The sequence below is a fragment of the Variovorax sp. W2I14 genome (genome assembly GCF_050435205.1).
Classification (GTDB): domain Bacteria; phylum Pseudomonadota; class Gammaproteobacteria; order Burkholderiales; family Burkholderiaceae_C; genus Variovorax; species Variovorax paradoxus_C.
Genome location: NZ_JBNDJX010000001.1, coordinates 7,027,933 through 7,048,877, shown reverse-complemented (window position 1 = coordinate 7,048,877; position 20,945 = coordinate 7,027,933). Strand labels below are relative to the sequence as shown.

Sequence of the window (20,945 nt, the reverse complement as noted above, 5' to 3'; positions counted from 1 at the left end):
CTTACTTACCAACGCTTGCCGGACTGGTTGTCGAGCAGCGGTTTGACCCTGGCCGAAATGGCTTCGCGCGCCCGGAAAATACGTGAGCGCACCGTGCCGATAGGGCAATCCATGACCTCGGCAATCTCTTCGTAACTCATCCCCTCGATCTCGCGCAGCGTGACGGCCTGGCGCAACTCGGCAGGGAGCGCTTCCATGGCCGCCTCGACGGCGCTGGCGATTTCATTCGCCGCCATGACCGATTCGGGGGTTTCGTCGCTGATTGGTTCGTTTCCGGGACGGTAAGTTTCATCGTCGTCCTCAGAAGAAGGCCTCAGGGCGCTTTCGGAGATGGTCGGGTCGCGCTTCATGTCCACCAGAGCCTTCTTGGCGGTATTCACCGCGATCCGGTAGAGCCAGGTGTAGAACTGCGCCTCGCCGCGGAACTGGTGCAGCGCGCGGTAGGCGCGAATGAAGGTTTCCTGGGCGATGTCTTCGACCAAGTCGACATCGCGCACCATGCGGCCGATCAGCCGCTCGATGCGGCGCTGGTACTTGATGACCAGGAGTTCGAAGGCCTTCTGGTCGCCCGCGACCGTGCGCTGGACCAACTGGAAATCGACCTCGCCCGGGCGCGGGGCCTCGGCCGACGCGTCGGTCAGGCCGGACTCCGGTGGTACGGGCGGGGGGGACGTTGTCATCGATGGGATTTCAGGGCGCGTCAGCGGGAGCCGTGGCGCGCCACGGATCGCCCGCAGGCTCGGCGGCCGGCGCGCGCGAATAGACCGCCCGGCGCACATCGCGCCAACGCTCCGGCATGGCCCGCTGCTCGAGCCAGACCCAGCGCGCGGCGCGGCCAGGCTCCGAGAGCCTGACCAGCATCAGCGTTTGAAAATCGAGCGCGACCATGGCCCGCGCTACACGAACACCGCGGGTCGGATCAGCCCCCGTCAAGGACCAATAGAGCCCGTCGAAGTGCAGTGTGGCGGCCCCATCGCGCCGCAAGCCGAAGCCCGCGGCAACGCCAGAGAAGACGACGCTGAGAACCAGCAACAACTGGCGCCATCCGGCGCTATCGAAGAGATAGCAGGAAGCGCCCGCGCAGCAGGCACCCAAGGTCCAGAGAACGACAAGAATCCGGGTAGCGCCACGCGAGCGCCCCACCGGATAGGTCACCGACGGCGCGCTGTGCATGAGAGAGCAATGCTCAAGCGCGCTTGAACACCAGCGTGCCGTTGGTGCCGCCGAAGCCGAAGTTGTTCTTGACCGCGACATCGATCTTCAGATCGCGCGCCTCGTTGGCGCAGTAGTCGAGATCGCACTCCGGATCCTGGTTGAAGATGTTGATGGTCGGCGGGCTCTTCTGCTCGTGCAACGCAAGCACCGTGAACACCGATTCGATGCCGCCCGCGCCGCCCAGCAAGTGGCCGGTCATGGACTTGGTCGAATTCACGACGAGCTTCTTCGCGTGATCGCCGAAGGCGAGCTTGACCGCGTTGGTCTCGTTGAGGTCGCCGATCTGTGTCGAGGTGCCATGCGCGTTCAGGTACTGGACCTGGTCGGCATTGACACCCGCGTTGGCCAGTGCCATCGCCATCGAACGGCGGGGGCCGTCGACGTCGGGGGCGGTCATGTGGTACGCGTCGCCAGTCAGGCCGAAGCCCGCGACTTCCGCATAGATCTTGGCGCCGCGCGCCTTGGCATGTTCGTACTCCTCGAGCACCAGCACGCCGGCGCCCTCGCCCAGCACGAAGCCGTCGCGGTCCTTGTCCCACGGGCGCGAGGCCGTGGCGGGATCGTCGTTGCGCGTGCTCAACGCGCGAGGCGCGGTGAACCCACCGATGCCCAGCGGGGAAATGGTCGACTCGGCGCCGCCCGCGATCATGACGTCGGCATCGCCGTACTCGATCATCCGTGCCGACGTGCCGATGGCATGCAGGCCCGTGGTGCAGGCGGTGACGACGGCAATGTTCGGGCCCTTGAAGCCGTACTTGATCGACACATGCCCCGAGATCATGTTGATGATCGATGCCGGCACGAAGAACGGCGAAATGCGGCGCGGGCCGCGATTCGCGTATTCGGCGTGCGTCTCTTCGATCATCGGCAGACCGCCGATGCCCGAGCCGATGTTGCAGCCGATGCGAACGGCCTTTTCATAGGACAGCGCTTCGCCGGTCGGCAGTCCGCTGTCCTGCACCGCCTGGATGGCGGCGGCAAGCCCCAGATGAATGAAGCGGTCCATGTGACGCGCTTCTTTCTCCGAGATGTATTGGGTGATGTCGAAACCCTTCACCTCACCGGCGAACTTGCAAGCGAAGGCGCTTGCATCGAACGCGGTGATGTTCGCAATGCCCGACTTCCCGGCCAACAAGTTGGCCCAGGATTCGGTTGCGGTGTTTCCGACAGGAGCGATGCAACCGAGTCCGGTCACGACGACGCGGCGTTTGGTCATGCCGGCAAACCTTTCTGGAAGCGCTGAACAGTTGCTGGTCGGCGCGTGCGGTTCGATAAAAAGCCGCCGGCCGCAGTCGCAGTGTCAGCTGGCCAATCAGGCCTTTTGATTCTTGGTGGCGTAGTCGACGGCGTTTTGCACCGTGGTGATCTTCTCGGCATCTTCATCGGGGATCTCAATGCCGAACTCGTCTTCGAGTGCCATCACGAGTTCGACCGTGTCGAGCGAGTCAGCGCCGAGGTCGGCCACGAAGGCCTTTTCGTTCGTCACTTGGGACTCTTCCACGCCGAGTTGCTCGGCGATGATTTTCTTGACACGTGCTTCGATATCGCTCATTTGGTTCCCTCTGAGGGTTGTAGGTAATCGGTGGATTTTAGCCGGGCGGATTGTGGCATTTGCCTCACCCCCGGTACGGGAAAAGATTGCGCCTTGCGGCTACATGTGCATGCCGCCATTCACATGCAACTCCTGCCCGGTCACATAGGACGCCTGGGGCGATGCGAGGTACGCCACCGCATGCGCGATGTCGGCTGGCTTGCCCAGATGTCCCAGCGGGATCTGCTGCAGGAGTGCTTGTTGCTGCGCCTCGGGGAGGCTCGCCGTCATGTCGGTTTCGATGAAGCCCGGCGCGACGCAGTTGACGGTGATGTTGCGGCTGCCCAGTTCGCGGGCCAGGGCGCGGGTCATGCCCGCGACGCCGGCCTTGGCGGCTGCGTAGTTGGCTTGGCCGGCATTGCCGGAGGCGCCCACCACGCTCGTGATGCTGATGATGCGGCCGTAGCGCTGTTTCATCATCGGTCGGATCACCGCGCGCGAGAGGCGGAACACGGCCTTGAGATTGGTGTCGAGCACCGCGTCCCAGTCGTCGTCCTTCATTCGCATGGCGAGCGTGTCGCGCGTGATGCCGGCGTTGTTGACCAGCACGTGGATCGCGCCGTAAGCCTGCACGATCTCGTCGATCAGCGCCTCGACGGCTGCCGCGTCATTCACATTGAGTGCACGGCCACGGCCATCGAATGCGCTCAGGGCCGAAGTGATCTTGGCCGCACTGTCTTCGGTGGTGCCGGTGCCGACGACCTTCAGGCCGCGCTGCGCCAGCTCGAGCGCAATCGCTGCGCCGATGCCGCGCGATGCGCCGGTGACCAGGGCGACTTGCCCTTCGAATTTGGGAATGCTCATATAAAAAGTATCGGGGCCTTGGGCCGTTCAGCCGGCGAGCGATTGTCGGACGTCCGCGAGCGTCGCCGGGTCGTACACCGACGCAGCTTCCAGATCGGGGGCGATGCGCTTGACCATGCCGGCCAGCACCTTGCCGGGCCCGCACTCGATGATGGCGGCTACACCGCGCAGTTTCAAGGCCTGAACGCTCTCGACCCACCGAACCGGGCCGGCGGCCTGGCGCACCAGGGCGTCGCGGATGCGATCCGGATCATTCTCGACAGCGACGTCGATGTTGTTCAGCACCGGAATCTGCGGCGCGGCGAGCGTGAGGGTGGCGAGCTTTTGGCGCAGAGCCTCGGCAGCCGGCTTCATCAGGCTCGAATGGAAAGGGGCCGAAACGGGCAGCAGCAGCGCGCGCTTCGCGCCATTGGCCTTGAGCAGCTCGCAAGCCTTGTCGACGGCGGCCTTGCTGCCGGCGATCACGGTCTGCGCCGGGTCGTTGAAATTCACGGCTTCGACGATTTCAGCGCTGCCTGCGCCGAAGGAAGCCGTCGCTTCCGCGCAGCCCGCCACGACCTTGGCGGACTCCATGCCCAGCACGGCAGCCATGGCGCCGACACCGACGGGAACAGCCTGTTGCATGGCCTGCGCACGAAAACGCACCAGCGGCGCGGCTTGCGCCAGGGTCAGCACACCGGAAGCGACCAGCGCTGAATACTCGCCAAGCGAATGACCAGCGACCACGGAAGGCGTTGCACCACCTTCGGACAGCCAGGCGCGCCAAGCGGCGACACCGGCGACCAGCATCACGGGCTGCGTGTTGGTGGTGAGTGCCAGATCTTCCTTGGGGCCGTTCTTGATCAGCGCGCCGATGTCTTCGCCCAGCGCTTCGGAAGCTTCGCGCAGCGTTTCGGCCACGGCCGGATGGTCGCTCCAGGCGTCGAGCATGCCGACAGCCTGCGAGCCCTGACCCGGGAATACAAAAGCAAAGGATTTCATTGTTCTATGTCATATCGCATCGCAGCCCTGGAGAGGACCGCAATACGCTACAGAGTGAGCAGCACGGCGCCCCAGGTGAAACCACCGCCCACGCCTTCGAGCATGAGGGTTTCGCCCTTCTTCACCTTGCCGGAGCGCACCGCTTCGTCGAGAGCCAGTGGAATCGAGGCGGCCGAGGTATTGCCGTGCTCGTTGACCGTGACGATCAGCTTCTCGCGCGGCAGCTTCAGCTTCTTCGCCGTGCCTTCCATGATGCGGATGTTGGCCTGGTGGGGAATCAGCCAGTCGATATCCGCATCGGTCTTGCCGGCCTTGGCCAGCGCGGTGCGCGCCGCTTCTTCAAGCACCCGGACCGCCAGCTTGAACACAGCCTGGCCATCCATGTGCAGAAGCGGCGTACCGAGCACATTGCCGCCGGACACATGGCCTGGCACGCAAAGAATGCCGACATGCTTGCCGTCGGCATGTAGATCGCTCGACAGGATGCCGGGCTCGTCGCTGGCTTCGAGGACCACCGCACCCGCGCCGTCGCCGAACAGCACGCAGGTCGTGCGGTCGTTGAAATCGAGGATACGGGAGAACACTTCGGCGCCGATCACCAGCGCGCAACGCGCAGTGCCGGTGCGAATCATCGCGTCCGCCACGGTCAGCGCATAGACAAAGCCGCTGCAGACCGCCTGGACGTCGAACGCCGGACAGCCGGCGATGCCAAGCTTGTTCTGAAGGATGGCGGCCGACGACGGGAACACCATGTCGGGCGTCGAGGTCGCGACGATGATCAGGTCGACGTCGCTCGCCTTGCGGCCCGCGGCTTCGAGTGCGTGCTTCGCAGCCTCGAGACCGAGATCGCTGCTGCCGACATCCGGCGCTGCAAAGTGGCGCGCATGGATGCCGGTGCGCTCGACGATCCACTGATCGGAGGTTTCGATGCCGCGCGACGCCAGTTCCTTGGCGAGATCGTCATTGGTCACGCGGCGTGGGGGCAGATAGCTGCCGGTGCCGGTGATGCGTGAAAAAGGGGTCATCAAACGTGAAGGGCCGTCGCGTCGACCGGCACCGCCGGTTCCTGCCGCGCGAGCAAAGGCGCGGCGTGGGCGATGCGGGCCCGCACGCGATCGAGCAGGTTGTTGCGAGCGGCATCATAAGCGCGATCCAGCGCATGTCCGAAAGCCACTTCGTCGGCCGAGCCATGGCTCTTGAAAACCAGGCCGCGAAGCCCCAACAAGGCCGCCCCGTTATACCGACGGTGATCCAGCCTGTTTTTGAACGCTTTTAGGACCGGATAGGCAACAATTGCCGCAGCCTTGGTAAAAATGCTTCGCGAAAATTCAACGCGAATGAACTCGCCGATCATCGAGGCAACGCCCTCACTGGCTTTCAGTGCCACGTTTCCGACGAAGCCGTCGCACACGACGATATCGGTCGTGCCCTTGAAAATATCGTTGCCTTCGACGTTGCCGTAGAAGTTCAGATCTTTGGAATTAGCGGCCGTACGCAACAAGTGGCTTGCCTTTTTGATCGTTTCGCTGCCCTTGATAGCCTCTTCGCCAATATTGAGCAGACCGACCGAAGGCGCCTCGTTCCCAGTCAGCGCCGAGACCAGCGCCGAACCGAGCACTGCGAACTGAAGCAGATCCTCGGCATCGCAATCGACGTTCGCACCCAAATCGAGCACGGTGGTTGCGCCACCTTTCGCATTCGGAAGTTGCGGCGCGATCGCGGGACGATCGATGCCGTCGAGCGTCTTGAGCAGGTAGCGCGCGATCGCCATCAGCGCGCCGGTGTTGCCGGCGGAGATGGCCGCCTGAGCGGCGCCATCCTTGACTTGCTGAATCGCGATTCGCATCGAAGAGTCTTTCTTCTTGCGCAGCGCAATTTCAATGGGATCGTCCATGCCCACCACTTCGCTGGCAGCAACGATACGGGCGCGTGGATGCGCGGCGAACCCCGCCAATGCGGCTGGCGCACCGACCAGCAGCAACGAAGCTTCGCTGTGTCGCTCGAGAAACGCGCGGCAGGCCGCGAGCGTGACTCGCGGCCCGTGGTCGCCCCCCATGCAATCCACGGCGAGCGTGATTGCGGAAGGCGCAGCAGTGAATTCGGGAGAAGAAGGCGTAGCCATCAAAACAAAGGCCCGACGCTACAACGAAAGTAGCTTCGGGCCTTGGCCTTGGAGTGCGAAATCAGGCTTCGGACTTGTTCTTGAGCACCTGACGGCCACGGTAGAAACCGTTCGGGCTGATGTGGTGGCGCAGGTGCGTTTCGCCAGTGGTCGGCTCCACGGCGATGCCGGGCACGACCAGTGCATTGTGGGAACGGTGCATGCCGCGCTTGGAAGGCGACTTCTTGTTTTGCTGGACGGCCATGATGGCTCCTGGACTGTTAGGTGAGTGACTGGATACGGGCTCAAGCGGTGGCGATACAAAAAAGTGAGCGGCATGTATGGAATGCCCCTGCCTGTTATCTCTGTATCGCTGCTCACGGCGGCGCGCGCGAAGCCCATGATTATAGCCTAGCTGCCGGGAAAGGGCTACTTGCCCTCTTCCGGCTTGCGCGAACGCAACGTTCCGAGCACCGCGAACGGGTTCGGCTTGGCTTCCTCGGCTGCGTTGAAATCGTCATCGCTGGACGACAAGCGAACCGGCTCGGGACAGACATCGTGGACAGGCATGACGGGAATTTCCATCAACAGCTCGTCCTCGATCAGGGTGTGCAGGTCGAAATCCCTGCTGATGACCAGCAGGTCTTCGTCGGCTTCATCGTCTTCGGCTTCCGCCGTGGCCTCGTCGGCGACGAAACGGAACCAGCGGTCCACCACGAGCTCCGTCTCGACGGGTGCCAGGCAGCGCTGGCAAGTCAGCGGAACGATCGCCTCGGCTTCCAAGTGCAGCCAGGGCGCGGCCTTGCCGTCGGCGCCCGGACGCTCCTCGCCGGTGGCTTTCCAGTGGACGACGGCGCTAGCAGCCGGATCCGCCAGTTCAGCGACAAGGCGCACGTAATTGGGAACCGGGTCGGCGGCATTCAGGGTTGCGGCTGCGGCGGCGAAGCCGGCCACGTCGAGCCGTTCGGGGGCAAATTCTCTCTTCATCCGCGCCAGTCTAGCGCGCCAACAGCTTCACTGGCATGGTGCGAGCCAGAAGGTTTTTGCGTGGCTCACGCACAATCCTCCCCATGCAACGCCCCGTGATCCTCGCCTCGACCTCGCGCTATCGCCGCGAACTGATGACCCGCCTGCACCTGCCCTTCGATGTGCACGCCCCTGAAGTCGACGAAACCGCGCTGGCCGGCGAAACGCCCCGCGCCCTCGCCGAACGCCTCGCCCTGGAAAAAGCCAACGCAGTCGCCGCCCGCTTTCCAGAAGCCGTGGTCATCGGCTCCGACCAGGTGGCCGACCTCTCGGGCGAGGCGCTAGGCAAGCCCGGCGACCACGCCCGCGCCACCGCCCAGTTGCGCCGGATGCGCGGCCAGACACTGATCTTCCAGACGGCAGTCGCCGTCGTCTGCCACGCCACTGGCTTCGTCCAGCGCGACCTGGCGCCCGTGCGCGTCGTGTTCCGCGACCTCAGCGATGCCGCCATCGAGCGCTACCTCCAGGCCGAGCAGCCTTACGACTGCGCCGGCAGCGCCAAGAGTGAAGGCCTCGGCATCGCCCTCTTGAGCGCCATCGACAGCGACGATCCGACCGCACTGGTCGGCCTCCCGCTGATCCGCACCTGCCAGATGCTGCGCGCCGCGGGGGTCGAACTCCTGTGACCCACGGCAAGCTCTACCTCGTTCCCGCGCCGCTCGATTTCGGCTGCGACGTCCAAGCCCCGCTGCAAGACGCGCTGCCGCTCGGCACCCTGCAGGTGGCGGCCGGCATCACGCACTGGATTTGCGAGAACGCAAAATCCGCCCGCGCCTACCTCAAGCGCATCGACGCGGTCGCGCCGCTGGCCGCTCCGCTGCAGGCGCAAGACATCCAGGAGCTCCCGCGTGAAGTGCACAAGAAAGGCGACCACGCCGGCCAGTTCGACGCCCGGCCGCTGCTGGCCGCCGCGCTCGAAGGCCACGACGTCGGCTTGCTGAGCGAAGCCGGCATGCCGGCGGTGGCCGATCCGGGCTCCTCGGTGGCGCGCGCCGCGCACGACCTGGGGATCACTGTCGTGCCGCTGACCGGCCCGGTCTCGTTGCTGCTGGCGCTGGCTGCGAGCGGCCTGAATGGCCAGAACTTCGCCTTCGTCGGCTACCTGCCGCAGGACGCGAGCGAGCGCCAGACCCGCATCCGCGAGCTCGAAGCGATCGCGCTCAAGACCGGCCAGACGCAGCTCTTCATCGAAACGCCCTACCGCAATGCCGCACTGTTGCAGGCGCTGGTTCAGACGATGCACCAGAACACCCGCCTCGCCGTCGCGCGCGGCCTGACCCTCGCAACCTCCCATGTGCGCAGCGAAACAGTGAAATCCTGGCGCGCGAAGCCGCAGACCGCAACCGACGAACGCCTGCCCGCCGTGTTCGCGATCGGCCGCTGACGATGATGGTGGTGACCGCCAGCACGCGCTGGGCCTCGCGTGCGCAGTTCTTTTCTTCCGGCTTCATCTTCGCGACCTGGGGCGTGCATGTGCCCACGGTCAAGGCGCACTACGGCCTCGACGAGGCACAGCTCGGAATAGCGTTGCTCGCCGCAGGCGCCGGCGCAATGTTCGGCCTGACCAGCGCGGGCCGCTGGATCGGCCGCCACGGTCCGCGACGGATCGCCGCCCTTTCCGGCTGTGTTTATGCACTGCTGCTCGCCGGCCTGATCGCCATGCCGGGCTACTTCGCACTGATGGGTTTGCTGGCCGCGTTCGGCCTCGTCACCAGCGTGTTCGACGTCGCCATCAACACCGAAGCAGCCCAGCTCGAAATGCAAAGCGGCAAACCCCTGATGAGCGGCATGCATGGCATGTTCAGCCTGGGCGGCATGGCCGGCGCAGCGAGCGGTAGCGCGGTGCTTGCCGCGGGCATGAGCGCGCAGGCGCATCTGCTACTGGTCGCAGCGGTGATGTTGCTGCTGGTCGCCCTGTCCTCGACACGCATGCTGCCCAAGGCGGCCACGGGCAACACAGCCGGTGCCGACCACAGTTTTCGCCTGCCCCGCGGCCCGCTCGCGGTGCTCGGGGTTCTGGCCGCACTGGGCCTGATCGCCGAAGGCGCGATCTACGACTGGAGCGTTCTCTATATGCAGCAGGAGCTCGGCAGCCCGCAGAAGCAGGCGGCGCTGGCCTATGCGGCCTTCTCCGCGGCCATGGCGGCTGCGCGTTTCGGCGGCGACGCGATGCGCGCCCGCTTCACCCCGATTGCCTTGCTGCGTGGAAGCGGCGCACTCGCCGCTGCATCGATGACGCTGGTGCTGCTGACCGACCTCCCCTGGCTCGCGCTGGTCGGCTTCGCAGGCGTCGGGGTCGGCTTTGCAAACGTGGTGCCGATCCTGTTCGGCGCTTCGGCCCGCGTGCCAGGCGTCGAGCCCGCCAGCGGCATCGCGTCGGTATCGGCCGTGGCCTATCTGGGATTCATGGCCGGCCCCGCGGTGATCGGCCTGCTGGCGCGGGCCAGCTCGCTGACCGCCGCGCTCTACGTGGTGGTGATCTTCGCCGCGGCGCTGGCAGCCTCGGCCCGCTTCACACGCAGCGAAGCGGCCTGAGAGCTTTTGATCTGCTTCAGCGCAGCGCGGGTGTCGCCACCTGCAGCGAGCGCACTGAGGCTTCGCCCATCGCCGCGCCGAACTTCTTGGCCAGTTTCTCGGCCACGTTGTCGCGGCGGGTGTAGTCGATGACCTCTTCGGCCTTGATCACCTCGCGCGCCACGAAATCGACGTTGCCGAGCTGGTCGGCCAAGCCGTACTCGACCGCCTGCTCGCCGCTCCAGAACAGGCCGCTGAACAGGCCCGGGGTGTCGAGCTTCAGCCGATCGCCGCGGCCCGTCTTCACCACGTTGATGAACTGCGCGTGGATCTGGTTGAGCATCGTCTGGGCGTGTGCGCGCTGTGCATCGCTCATCGGGCTGAACGGATCGAGGAAGCCCTTGTTCTCGCCAGCCGTGAGCAGGCGGCGCTCCACGCCCACCTTGTCCATCACGCCGGTGAAGCCGAAGCCGTCCATCAGCACGCCGATGCTGCCGACGATGCTGGCCTTGTCAACGAAGATCTTGTCGGCGCCGGCGGCAATGTAATAAGCGGCCGAAGCGCAGGTCTCCTCGACCACCGCGTAGACCGGCTTCTTGTGCTTGGCCTTCAGGCGCTTGATCTCGTCGTTGATGATGCCGGCCTGCACCGGGCTGCCGCCCGGCGAGTTGATCAGCAGCACCACGCCCTTGGCGCCCTCGTCCTCGAAGGCGGTCTTCATGGCGGCCACGACGAACTCGGCGCTGGCGTCGCCGCCCGCTGCGATCTCGCCCTTGATCTCGACGACCGCCGTGTGGGCCGTGGTCTTGGCGGTGCTCGGCGTGCTGCGCGAGAGCGCGAACCACGCCAGGAAGATGAAAAACGCGAGCCATGCGAGACGCACGAAGGTCTTCCAGCGGCGCGTGGCCTTCTGCTCGCCGAGCGCGGCGAAGGCAAGCTTTTCAAGCGTTGCGCGCTCCCAGCCGGGGCGCTGTGTAGGGTCTTGAGCCATGTTCTTGGGGGTGGTGAGGGGAGCTACCGGTTCCAACGGATCGAAACCCTCGGGGTCCCTGCGATTCGGGTCGGTCATGTGTCAGAAGGTGAGAGGTTGGAGGTTCCAGGCAGTATGCCAGTGCACCACGCCGTCTCGTTCGCTCAAGGCGATCTTCACGAGGCCGCCGCGGCAGGGGCCGCCCATGCATTCGCCGGTGTCGGGCTGGTAGACCGCGCCGTGGGTGGCGCACAGCAGCCACTGGCCGGTGTCGTCGAAGAAGCGGTCGGGCTGGAAGTCCATTTCCATCGCCACATGGCTGCACCGGTTGAGGTACGCATGCGGCTGGCCCTCGAAGCGCACCGCGAAGGCGCGGCAGGTTTCGCCGCCGTGAACCACATCGAAGGGCACGGCGCGGCCGCCTTCGACGAGGTCTGAGGCGTTGCACAGCGGGATGCACTCTTCGCTCATGACGAAATTCTCAGGCGTTGTCGAGGAGCCACGTTTCGAGCGCGGGCACCGAATGGGCGACGAAGAGCGGCTTGAACTCATCGAAGCTCGACGGCTCGTGCGCGCCATAGCTCACACCCACGCTTGCGCAGCCGGCATTTGTCGCGAGCTGCAGGTCGTGCGTGGTGTCGCCGATCATCAGCGTGCGCTCGGCGGGCACGTCGAGTTCTTCCATCAGCTCCAGCAGCATGCGCGGATGCGGCTTGCCGAAGGTTTCGTCGGCGGTGCGCGAGGCATCGAAGCGGTCGCGCAGGGCGACGGACTTCAGCGCTTCGTTCAGCCCGCGGCGCGACTTGCCGGTGGCCACGGCCAGCTTGTGGCCGCGCGCCCGCAGGGCATCGAGCATCTGCAGCACGCCGTCGAACAGCACCAGGTCATCTTGATGCTGCAGGTAGTGGTAGCGATAGCGCGCGCCGAGTTCGGCGTACTTTTCCTTCGGCACATCGGGCGCCGCGCGCGCGAGCGCTTCCGCGAGCCCGAGGCCGATCACCCAGGCGGCATCGTTCTCGGTGGGCTTGGCGCCGCCGACATCGATGACCGCGGCCTGGATGCAGCGCACGATCAGGCGCGTGGAGTCGTAGAGGGTGCCGTCCCAGTCGAAGGCGATCAGGTCGAAGCGGGGAGGTCTGGCGGAAGAATCAGTCATGGGCCGTGGGAGTGGGGTGTTGGGCCAGCGTCTGGAGCGCGGAAGGGGGCATCAGCGCGTGCAGTTCGGGCGGCAGGTCGGCCTGCAGCGCGACGCGCTCGCCGCCCGCCGGGTGATTGAACTGCAAGCGCCATGCGTGAAGAAACATGCGCTTCAAGCCGAGCTTCTGCAACGTGCGCTGGCGCTCGAAGTCGCCATATTTGTCGTCACCCGCGATCGCATGGCCGGCCGAGGCCAGGTGCACGCGGATCTGGTGGGTGCGGCCGGTCTTGATCGTCACCGCCAGCAATGACAGCGGCGTGGCGTCGCCCGGCAGCGTGAGCCGCGCGAGCACGCGAACCAGCGTGATGGCGCGCATCGCGTCCGGATGGTCCTTGGCGACCACACGCACGCGGCGCTCGCCGGCACCGGCGCCGGAACCGTCGGGCAGCAAGTATTTGGCGAGCGGCGCATCGAGCACCTTCTTGTTTGCGGGCCAGTCGCCTTCGACCAGCGCCAGGTAGGTCTTGCCGGTTTCGCGCTCGCGGAACTGGTCCTGCAGCGCGACCAGCGCGCTGCGCTTCTTGGCGACCAGCAGGATGCCGGAGGTTTCGCGGTCCAGCCGGTGGACCAGCTCCAGGAACTTGGCGCCCGGGCGCGCCGTGCGCAGCTGCTCGATCACGCCGAAGCTCACGCCGCTGCCGCCGTGCACCGCCACGCCGGCGGGTTTATCGATGGCCAGCACGGCGTCGTCTTCGAGCAGCACCGGGAATTCACGGGCAGGTGCGGGCGGCGTTGCGCCCTCTTCGGCGCGCGGCGAAATCCGCACCGGCGGGAGCCTCAGCACATCGCCGACCTCGATGCGGGTCTCGGCCTGCACGCGCCCCTTGTTGATGCGCACCTCACCCGACCGGATGATCCGGTAGACATGCGTCTTGGGCACGCCTTTCAGATGGCGGAACAGGAAGTTGTCGAGCCGCTGCCCCGCGGACTCCGCGTCGACGGTGATGAATTTGATGGCCGCATGCGCGCCTGCCTCGGCCCCGGCATTTCGATCTGCGGGATTTGGAGCGGTCTCGGGGCTTTGCTTCGCACCTATAATGTTTTTCACCAGCGCGGTCGTGTAAGTGCTTGATTAGACAGAAGTTTAGAGCACTGACGATCATGCTGTGAGGTCGATGCCGCTTTGGCGCCGAGCTGCAAACCCCGCGCAATTGCGCAAAGTGGCAGGCCCGGCACCCAAGTCAAGCCGACACCCACGAAACACCGATACGGAATACCCAGCCTGCAGCTTCCAAGCTGCCGGCGGATCGAAGCGAGTCCCTTGTTGTGTTGATGCTGCTGATTCAAATATGCCTTCGCTGGCCGACCTGGCTTCTGCCAGCGGCCTCCGGCATTGAATCATCCGCAGCGCGCGCCCCCCTTGCGCAACCGGCGATCGAAAAGATCGCCACTCAACACCGAATCTGGCTCGCGCCCATCCACGCGCCCCCACCCCGGCTGTCTTCTTGAGCTGACGCTCGAGAGGCCTGCTCGCGCCTGGCGCGGCAGCGACAGCATCCGGGGCCAAGCGGCAATTCCCTGGTTTCGCGGGCGTCGTCCGTGCATCGTTGGCTCGTCAAGAGCCGGTAAACGATACATATAAGGACAACGCATCATGAAGCGGATGCTGATCAATGCCACGCAAGCCGAAGAACGGCGCCTGGCCATCGTCGACGGGCAAAAGCTCCTCGACTACGAAATCGAGATCGAAGGGCGCGAACAGCGCAAGGGCAACATCTACAAGGCGGTCGTGACGCGCGTCGAGCCCAGCCTCGAAGCCTGTTTCGTCGACTACGGCGAAGACCGCCACGGCTTCCTGCCGTTCAAGGAAATCTCCAAGCAGTACTTCGCCGAAGGCGTGTCGGCCAGCCAGGCCCGCATCCAGGATGCGATCCGCGAAGGCCAGGAACTCACCGTCCAGGTCGAAAAAGAAGAACGCGGCAACAAGGGCGCGGCCCTCACCACCTTCATCTCGCTGGCCGGCCGCTATGTCGTGCTGATGCCCAACAACCCCCGCGGCGGTGGCGTTTCGCGCCGCATCGAGGGCGACGACCGCGCCGAGCTCAAGGAGGCGATGGACCAGCTCGAGTACCCCAAGGGCATGAGCATCATCGCGCGCACCGCCGGCATCGGCCGCTCGGCGCCCGAACTCCAGTGGGACCTGAACTACCTGCTCAAGCTCTGGTCCGCCATCGACGGCGCGGGCAAGGGCGGCAAGGGCGCCTTCCTGATTTATCAAGAATCGTCGCTCGTGATCCGCGCGATCCGTGATTACTTCAATCACGACATCGGCGACATCCTCATCGACACCGACGACATCTACGACCAGGCGCAGCAGTTCATGGCGCACGTCATGCCCGAGCATGCCGCCCGCGTGAAGCGCTACCGCGACGACGCGGCGCTGTTCAGCCGCTTCCAGATCGAGCACCAGATCGAATCGGCCTACGCCCGCACCGTGCAGCTGCCTTCTGGCGGCGCCATCGTGATCGACCATACCGAGGCGCTGGTCTCGGTCGACGTGAACTCGGCCCGCGCCATCAAGGGCGGCGACATCGAAGAAACCGCCACCCGCACCAACCTCGAAGCCGCCGACGAAGTGGCCCGCCAGATGCGCCTGCGCGACCTGGGCGGCCTGATCGTCATCGACTTCATCGACATGGACGAGTCGAAGAACCGCCGCGAAGTCGAAAGCCGCCTGCGCGATGCGCTGCGCCAAGACCGCGCCCGCGTGCAGTTCGGCTCGATCAGCAAGTTCGGCCTGATGGAAATGAGCCGCCAGCGCCTGAAGCCGGCGCTCAGCGAAGGCTCGTCGATCCCCTGCCCCCGTTGCGGCGGCTCGGGCCACATCCGCGACACCGAATCGAGCGCGCTGCAGATCCTGCGCATCATTCAAGAGGAGTGCCTCAAGGACAACACGGCCGCCGTGCACGTCCAGGTGCCGGTCGAAGTGGCTTCGTTCCTCTTGAACGAAAAGCGCCCCCGAAATCGCCAAGATCGAACTCAAGCAGCGCGTCACCGTGCTGATGGTGCCCAACAAGACGCTCGAAACGCCCAACTACAAGCTCGAACGCCTGAAGCACGACGATCCGCGCCTGGATCACATCGAAGCCAGCTACAAGATGGCCGACGAGATCGAAGATCCGACGGCAGTCACCCGCCGCTCGCAGGAGCCGACCAACAAGCAGACGCCGGTCATCAAGGGCGTGCTGCCCGACGCGCCCGCGCCGGTCGTTCCGCCCAAGCCCGAAGCGGTGCGCGCGCCTGTCGCGGCACCCGCACCGGTCGCACCGCCTGTGGTGAGTGCACCGGTTCCGGCGCAGAGCGGCTTCTTCGGCTGGATCAAGAGCCTGTTCGGCGGCACGCCGGCCGAAGCGAAGGCGCCCGCGCCGTCCGCGATTCCGGTCGAGGCACCGAAGCCCCGCCGCGATGGCCGTCCGGGCCGCGATGGCGAAGCCCGCGGCGGTGCACGTGACGGCGAACAGCGCCGTGGCGGCCGCGGTGGCGAAGGTCGCGGCGAAGCGCGCGGTGAAGGCGGCGAACGCCGTGGTGGCCGTGACGGCGAACGCCGCGGCGGCCGCGGTGGCGAGCGCCGCGAAGGTGGCCGTGGCGAAGGACGCAGCGAAAACCGTGAAGGCCGCAGCAGCGAACTGCGCAACGACGCAGCCGCAGGCCAGCCGCGTGAACAACGCGAGCCGCGCGAGCAGCGTGAACCCCGCGAACCGCGTGAGGCACGCGCCCCGCGCGACGGCGAACAACGCCGTGGCGGTCGTGGCGAGCGCCGCGAAGGCGAAGGCCGCAACGCACCGGCCGAGGCACTGGTCGACGGCAACGTCAACCTCGAAGCCCAGCAGGCAGCGCCCGGCGCAGACGAAGTCAACGCAGCGGAACGCGCACCGCGCGCCCGCGGCGAGCGTCGTGAACGCGGCGAGCGCAGCGACCGTGGCGAACGCGGTGAGCGCAGCAACGACCGCGGCGGTGAACGCAACGGCGACGCCCAACCGCGCGGCGAAGCCGTCGCCGGTGAAGACGCCCCGCAAGGCGAACGCCAGCCCCGCAACGGCCGCGACGAGCAACGCGCCCCGCGCGGTGACCGTGGCGAACGCGGCGAGCGCAACGACGGCCGCCGTGAGCGCCGCAACGATGCACCGCCCGCCGCCAACGAAGGCGAAGCGCGCGTGGCTGAAGTGGCGTCCGCCGATGGCGAACAAGGCATCGACAACGCGGGCAACGACCAGGCACCGCGCCGCGAAGGCGAAGAGCAGCGCCGCGGTCGTTCGCGTGACCGTTACGGCCGCGACCGTCGCGAACGTGGCCCTCGCGAAGAGAGCGAAGCCGGTGCACCGGCCGCCGAAGGCGCCGTCGCAGCCGCTGTGGAAGCCACCGGCGAGTCGTACGAAGCGCCGGTCGCGCGCCAGCAGCCACTGCCGCTGGTGTCGGAACCCGTCGCCGAACGCCAGGTGAGCGAAGTCGCCGCAGCCCCTGAAGTGCGCGAACCCGCACCACAGCCGCAGCCGCGCTTCGAGCGCCCTGCAGCCGCGCCGGTCGCAGCGCCCATCGTGGTCGAAACCGCCAAGGCAGCACCCGCCGGCAACGGCCGCGCCCTGCCCAAGGTGCAGGCCTTCGAACTGCCGCTGAACGAACTCGCGCAGATCGCCGAGAACTCGGGCCTGCAGTGGGTCAACTCGGATGCCGATCGCATCGCGCAAGCGCGCGCCGCGATCGCCGCCGAGCCGAAGCCGGTGCATGTGCCGCGCGAACGCCCACCGGTGATCGTGCTCGACGAAGGTCCGCTGGTGCTGGTCGAAACCCGCCGCGACCTGGGTTCGATGTCGCTGCCGTTCGAGAAGACGGCCACCGACGCACAGGCGCCGGGCGCACACTGAGCACGAAGCAAGCTCGCAAATGAAGAACGGCGCCTCTTTGGCGCCGTTTTTTTATGCCCGCTCGCCGACCGGCAGCTCCGGCATTTCCAGGATCATCTGGCCGAAGCGGCAGGCGCACAGCGTCTTGCCGCTCACTCCAGATCAGCGCGAACTCGACGCTCGGCAACGGCGGCAGGCCGTAGCGGTCGTCGACGATCTTCGTGCCCGGTCGACCTCTTCAAATCGAGTTCCCCAGCCCGTATCGCCACGCGCAGATCGATGTGCATGCTCACGCAGAACTCCAGGCGCACCGCGAGAAACGCCCGCGCGAACTGCGACAGCAAGGGCGGCAAGCGATGACCCATGAAGTTGTCCGGCGCACCGAAGCGCACCGCACCTCGCCCTGAATGAATCAGGTCAGGTGCTGGGCGCTTGCGCCGCGCGCTTCCAGGCGGCGGCGGCCTGTTCGGCGTCCTCGCGCGCTTCGGCCAGCTCGGCCAGCGCGAGCCAGGCGCGGCGATAGAGTTCGGCGTCCTGCAACGCGAGCCCGGCCTGCGTCAGCAGTTGCTGCGCCTTGCCCCAGAGCTGGCGCTTCATGCAGGCCATGCCGGCGAGGTATTGCAGGTTCGCGTCGCGCGGGTTGTTGCGCTGGGCGGTTTCGATGCGGGACAGCCAGTCGGCGTCCACCGAGTCGAGCCCCGCCTCCAAAGCGCGCGCGAGCTTCACGCGCAGCGCATCGCCGAGGCCGCGCGGGTTCGCCACCATGCGGTCCCAGGCGGGCAGCAGCCAGTCGCGTGCGAGTGCCAGGTCGCCATGCAGCACCACCATGCGCTGCGCGCCGTGGATCGCCACCTCGGGCATCTGGCGTTCGTTGCTGTCGAGTTCGGACCAGGCACGCATCAGCTGCGCCGGGTCGTGTGCGCCCGACAGCAGCTCGGTTGCCAGGCCGCGCATGATGCTTTGCGCCGCCGCATCCGAAAAGGCGCGGTGCTTGGCCAGCAGGCGGGCGGTTTCAAGTGCTTCGAGCGTGCGCCCGTCCTGCCGCGCCGCCTTCAGGCGAAGGCGCAGGGCCAGCGTGCGCCGCTGCGCGCCCTGCGGGAGTTCTTCGAGACGGGCGAGCGCCGCGGCCGCATCGCGGTCTTCGAGCGCCCAGCGCGCGGCGCGCAACTGCACGCCTTCGCGCGTCTCGGGGCTTGCGAGCACCGTGCGGTCGACGCTCTCGTTGAGCGCCTGCTGCAGATGCGCATCGCGCGCTGGCTTGTCCTGCAGCGCCTGCGCGCTCTCGGCGGCCAGCAGGTGCGAGAGCACGCGCACCTGCTGCGCCTGGGGCAGGTTGGCATCGAGTGCAGCCAATGTTTTTTCCTGCACCAACGCCGACTGGGCCGCCTTGCGCGCGCGCGAGAAGCGGCCGGCGATCAACTGCACCATCGCATCGAGCAACGCGGCATGCAGCGTGCGTTCCTTCTGCTGGAGGCGCCACTGGCGCGCCTGTGTCGGCAGCGAGAACAGCGCGGCCAGCGCACGCAGCGCAACGTGCAGCAACACGAAAGTGCCCAGCAGGATCACGAGCACGAGGTTCAGCGACAGGTCGACGCGCCAGGGCGGCCAGAACACCGTGATCGTGCCCTGGTTGTTGCCCGCGAAAAGAGCCACTGCCGCGGCGACGGCGAACAGCGCGAGGAGCCAGATTGCAGCGCGCATGTCAGCGACCGCCGCCGGGCCGCCCCAAGGCGGGTCGAGCCTCCCCCTCGGGGGGTGGCGAATTACACGGAGCGAAGCGAGTGAAAAGCCGGGGGGTCATTGTTCAGCGCCCTGCGGCCGCGGTGGCCAGTGCCGCGAGCGTGTCGTCGACGCGTGCCGGCTCGGTGGTCTTCACCTGCGCCTGCAGTTGCTGCAGCAGCGTGGCCGCGGCCTGCGTGCGGCGCGATGCGGGGTCAAAATAGCGGTTGAGCGATGCAGTCACCTGGCCCAGTTCGGTGCGCGTGGCATCGACCTGGCGCGAGAGCAGCGAGAGGCGCGCATTGAGCAGCTTGAGCTTGAGGTTCTCGCGCAGGAAGTAGGTCTGCTCGGGCGCCAGCAGGATCGCCTCGGGGCTCTGGATGCGGCCGACGCGCACCAGCGAACGGACTTCGCCGCGCACCGTGAGCAGCGCACGCTGCCACCAGGGCGCATCGGCCGGAATCGGTTCGGGCTGCCATGCGTTGACGCCCGTGCCGCGCACAGCCACCGCATTCAGCGTGGGCAGGTCGTCCACGTTGCGCATCAGCTCGTCGAGCTTTTGCAGCGCCTCGGCGCTGTCGACGCTCGAGTTGCTGCGGAGGCGGTCTGCGTCGCGCTGCATCGCGCGCTGCAGCGGTGCGAGCCGGGGCTGCGCGGCGCGCGAAATGCGCAGGTCGCCCGCCTTCAACGCAGCCAGCAAAGGCTCGACGTTGCCGGTGACCTGGGCCTGCTGCAGGGCGAGGCGCACGGCCGATTCGATGTCGACCACGAGGTTCTCGTCGCGCGAACGCGAGAGGCTCTGCATCAGCTCTTCGAGTTGCGAGCGCTGCAGCGCGACTTCGGCCACGCGGGTTTCGATGAGGGCCACGCGGGCCGCGGCATCGCGCACCGTGTCGCTCGCCTGGCGCGCCAGCGTGCGCGCTTCCATCGACTGCGCCGTAGCCTCGGCGCTCTGGCGTGCCAGCTGCTCCTTCATGCCGCTGACCTTGTTCCACAGCGCGATGGTCATCACCAATGCGAGCAGCGCCATGAGAGTGAGGAGCCCCAGGCCGATGCGGGACAGCAAAGTGGCTGCGGCGGCCATGGCGGCGGGCGTCTGATGCGGCGCCAGCGTGGCGGGCACCGGCGCCGTCGCGGCAGCGGAAGAGGAAGAAGGAGGAGAAATGTCGTCTGACGGGGACGCGGCGCTCATGCCAACGATTCTATCGACGCGATCAACGCATCCCGCAGGGGTGTGCAGACACGCAACGCACCAAAACCCGCGGCCCGCGCGGCTTCGCCGATGCGTGCGTGCGTGGCGACCGCGCTTGCGGCGTGCCAGTCGGTGCCGGGCATCGCGCGCTGGAGATTGGCGATCGCTTCGGAGCTGCTGAAGAGCCAGATCGCGCGGCCTTGCGCACCATCGATGGCGAGCTGATGTTGTCCGACATCGAACAACGGCGGCAATCGGCGATAGGCCACCACCGTGTCGCGCTGGCCGCTCGCCGCATCGATCTCCTTGGCGAGCCAGTCGCGGCCGGCGGGCTGCCCGGCCTCATCGCCGCCGCGCACGATGAGCACGCGCACGCCAGTCGATACCTGCGTCTGAACGCGCTCCCACAGCGCCTCGGAGTCGAAGCGCGTGGCTTCGGGCGGCGGTGCATCGATGGCTTCGGGCGGCACGCCGGCGCGCAGCAGGGCACGCGTCGTGCCAGGGCCCGTGGCCCAGAAGCGGCGACCGGCCATCGCCTCGTCGGATGAATCCGCGTCCCTGCTCTGGAAGAAATGCTCGACGGCCGTGGCGCTGACGAACATCAGCGCCGCGTAGTCTTCGATCCGCCGCCAGGCCGCGCGCAGCGGTTCGGCATCGTGGACCGACTCGATGACGATCAGCGGAAGCGCCACCGCGTCAAGGCCGGCGGCACGCAGGTCATCGACCCACTGCCCCGCCTCGCGCGCGGGCCGCGTGACGATGACGGGCCGCGCAGTCATCGGACGACCACGGA

At 66.7% G+C, this 20,945-nt stretch carries 21 protein-coding genes and 1 pseudogene; 4 read left to right on the top strand and 18 right to left on the bottom strand.

The features are described 5' to 3' along the window. Window positions 1–5: 5 nt before the first annotated feature. From rpoE to QF040_RS32705, 10 genes are all read right to left on the bottom strand, one after another. The gene (gene rpoE / locus QF040_RS32750; protein ID WP_080898215.1) at window positions 6–680 is read right to left on the bottom strand and encodes an RNA polymerase sigma factor RpoE; all 675 of its coding nucleotides are present in this window, start codon (window positions 678–680) and stop codon (window positions 6–8) included. 10 nt (window positions 681–690) lie between these two features. Beyond that, on the bottom strand, window positions 691–1,173 hold the full coding sequence (locus QF040_RS32745) for a hypothetical protein (protein ID WP_429614373.1): 483 nt from the start codon (window positions 1,171–1,173) through the stop codon (window positions 691–693). A 13-nt stretch (window positions 1,174–1,186) separates the two neighbouring features. Next, window positions 1,187–2,431: a beta-ketoacyl-ACP synthase II gene (fabF, locus tag QF040_RS32740; protein ID WP_429614372.1), complete on the bottom strand. Its 1,245-nt coding sequence runs from the start codon at window positions 2,429–2,431 to the stop codon at window positions 1,187–1,189. Between the two features lie 96 nt (window positions 2,432–2,527). Continuing rightward, window positions 2,528–2,767 (bottom strand): acyl carrier protein, encoded by a 240-nt coding sequence (gene acpP, locus QF040_RS32735; protein ID WP_007830471.1) that lies wholly within the window; start codon window positions 2,765–2,767, stop codon window positions 2,528–2,530. Between the two features lie 99 nt (window positions 2,768–2,866). After that, window positions 2,867–3,610 carry a 3-oxoacyl-ACP reductase FabG gene (gene fabG / locus QF040_RS32730; protein ID WP_093434874.1) on the bottom strand — a complete coding sequence of 248 codons (744 nt, stop codon included), beginning with the start codon at window positions 3,608–3,610 and terminating at the stop codon, window positions 2,867–2,869. Between the two features lie 27 nt (window positions 3,611–3,637). Next, entirely contained in the window at window positions 3,638–4,591 is a 954-nt protein-coding gene (gene fabD / locus QF040_RS32725; RefSeq protein WP_429614371.1) for an ACP S-malonyltransferase, read from the bottom strand. Window positions 4,592–4,638: 47 nt separating this feature from the next. Then, complete coding sequence (locus QF040_RS32720; RefSeq protein WP_307684692.1) at window positions 4,639–5,616, bottom strand: beta-ketoacyl-ACP synthase III; 978 nt, start codon at window positions 5,614–5,616, stop codon at window positions 4,639–4,641. Then, entirely contained in the window at window positions 5,616–6,713 is a 1,098-nt protein-coding gene (plsX, locus tag QF040_RS32715) for a phosphate acyltransferase PlsX (protein WP_429614370.1), read from the bottom strand. Before plsX ends, QF040_RS32720 begins: the two co-directional genes overlap by 1 nt. A gap of 61 nt (window positions 6,714–6,774) precedes the next feature. After that, window positions 6,775–6,957 (bottom strand): 50S ribosomal protein L32, encoded by a 183-nt coding sequence (rpmF, locus tag QF040_RS32710; RefSeq protein WP_007830466.1) that lies wholly within the window; start codon window positions 6,955–6,957, stop codon window positions 6,775–6,777. A 164-nt stretch (window positions 6,958–7,121) separates the two neighbouring features. Beyond that, on the bottom strand, window positions 7,122–7,679 hold the full coding sequence (locus QF040_RS32705) for a YceD family protein (protein ID WP_429614369.1): 558 nt from the start codon (window positions 7,677–7,679) through the stop codon (window positions 7,122–7,124). Window positions 7,680–7,762: 83 nt separating this feature from the next. Between QF040_RS32705 and QF040_RS32700 the strand changes: the two genes are divergently transcribed. Genes QF040_RS32700 through QF040_RS32690 form a run of 3 tightly spaced genes read left to right on the top strand, consistent with a single transcriptional unit; the run spans window position 7,763 to window position 10,253 of the window. After that, a complete protein-coding gene (locus QF040_RS32700; RefSeq protein WP_429614368.1) occupies window positions 7,763–8,344 on the top strand; it encodes a Maf family protein in 582 nt (193 codons plus the stop codon). After that, a complete protein-coding gene (locus QF040_RS32695) occupies window positions 8,341–9,102 on the top strand; it encodes an SAM-dependent methyltransferase (RefSeq protein ID WP_306879817.1) in 762 nt (253 codons plus the stop codon). The genes QF040_RS32700 and QF040_RS32695 overlap by 4 nt, the downstream gene beginning before the upstream one ends. 2 nt (window positions 9,103–9,104) lie before the next feature. After that, complete coding sequence (locus QF040_RS32690) at window positions 9,105–10,253, top strand: MFS transporter (RefSeq protein WP_429614367.1); 1,149 nt, start codon at window positions 9,105–9,107, stop codon at window positions 10,251–10,253. Between the two features lie 16 nt (window positions 10,254–10,269). Here QF040_RS32690 and QF040_RS32685 read toward each other — a convergent pair whose 3' ends face one another. The 4 genes from QF040_RS32685 to QF040_RS32670 are packed head-to-tail and all read right to left on the bottom strand — an operon-like array spanning window position 10,270 to window position 13,448. Beyond that, complete coding sequence (locus tag QF040_RS32685) at window positions 10,270–11,301, bottom strand: S49 family peptidase (protein ID WP_307599471.1); 1,032 nt, start codon at window positions 11,299–11,301, stop codon at window positions 10,270–10,272. A 3-nt stretch (window positions 11,302–11,304) separates the two neighbouring features. Beyond that, window positions 11,305–11,673, bottom strand: coding sequence for a Rieske (2Fe-2S) protein (locus QF040_RS32680; protein WP_429614366.1), 369 nt, complete (start codon window positions 11,671–11,673; stop codon window positions 11,305–11,307). Window positions 11,674–11,683: 10 nt separating this feature from the next. Continuing rightward, window positions 11,684–12,358: an HAD family hydrolase gene (locus QF040_RS32675; protein WP_013539975.1), complete on the bottom strand. Its 675-nt coding sequence runs from the start codon at window positions 12,356–12,358 to the stop codon at window positions 11,684–11,686. Beyond that, window positions 12,351–13,448 (bottom strand): RluA family pseudouridine synthase, encoded by a 1,098-nt coding sequence (locus QF040_RS32670; RefSeq protein ID WP_429614365.1) that lies wholly within the window; start codon window positions 13,446–13,448, stop codon window positions 12,351–12,353. The genes QF040_RS32675 and QF040_RS32670 overlap by 8 nt, the downstream gene beginning before the upstream one ends. Before the next feature lie 546 nt (window positions 13,449–13,994). Here QF040_RS32670 and QF040_RS32665 point away from each other — a divergent pair. Beyond that, a pseudogene (locus tag QF040_RS32665) lies at window positions 13,995–17,262 on the top strand (Rne/Rng family ribonuclease). A gap of 131 nt (window positions 17,263–17,393) precedes the next feature. Here QF040_RS32665 and QF040_RS32660 read toward each other — a convergent pair. From QF040_RS32660 to QF040_RS32645, 4 genes are all read right to left on the bottom strand, one after another. Further along, a complete protein-coding gene (locus QF040_RS32660) occupies window positions 17,394–17,606 on the bottom strand; it encodes a hypothetical protein (RefSeq protein WP_429614364.1) in 213 nt (70 codons plus the stop codon). Window positions 17,607–17,658: 52 nt separating this feature from the next. Next, window positions 17,659–18,942 (bottom strand): heme biosynthesis protein HemY, encoded by a 1,284-nt coding sequence (locus tag QF040_RS32655; RefSeq protein ID WP_429614363.1) that lies wholly within the window; start codon window positions 18,940–18,942, stop codon window positions 17,659–17,661. A 103-nt stretch (window positions 18,943–19,045) separates the two neighbouring features. Next, entirely contained in the window at window positions 19,046–20,152 is a 1,107-nt protein-coding gene (locus QF040_RS32650) for a uroporphyrinogen-III C-methyltransferase (protein WP_429614362.1), read from the bottom strand. Continuing rightward, a complete protein-coding gene (locus QF040_RS32645; RefSeq protein WP_429614361.1) occupies window positions 20,149–20,931 on the bottom strand; it encodes a uroporphyrinogen-III synthase in 783 nt (260 codons plus the stop codon). Before QF040_RS32645 ends, QF040_RS32650 begins: the two co-directional genes overlap by 4 nt. Window positions 20,932–20,945: the final 14 nt, after the last annotated feature.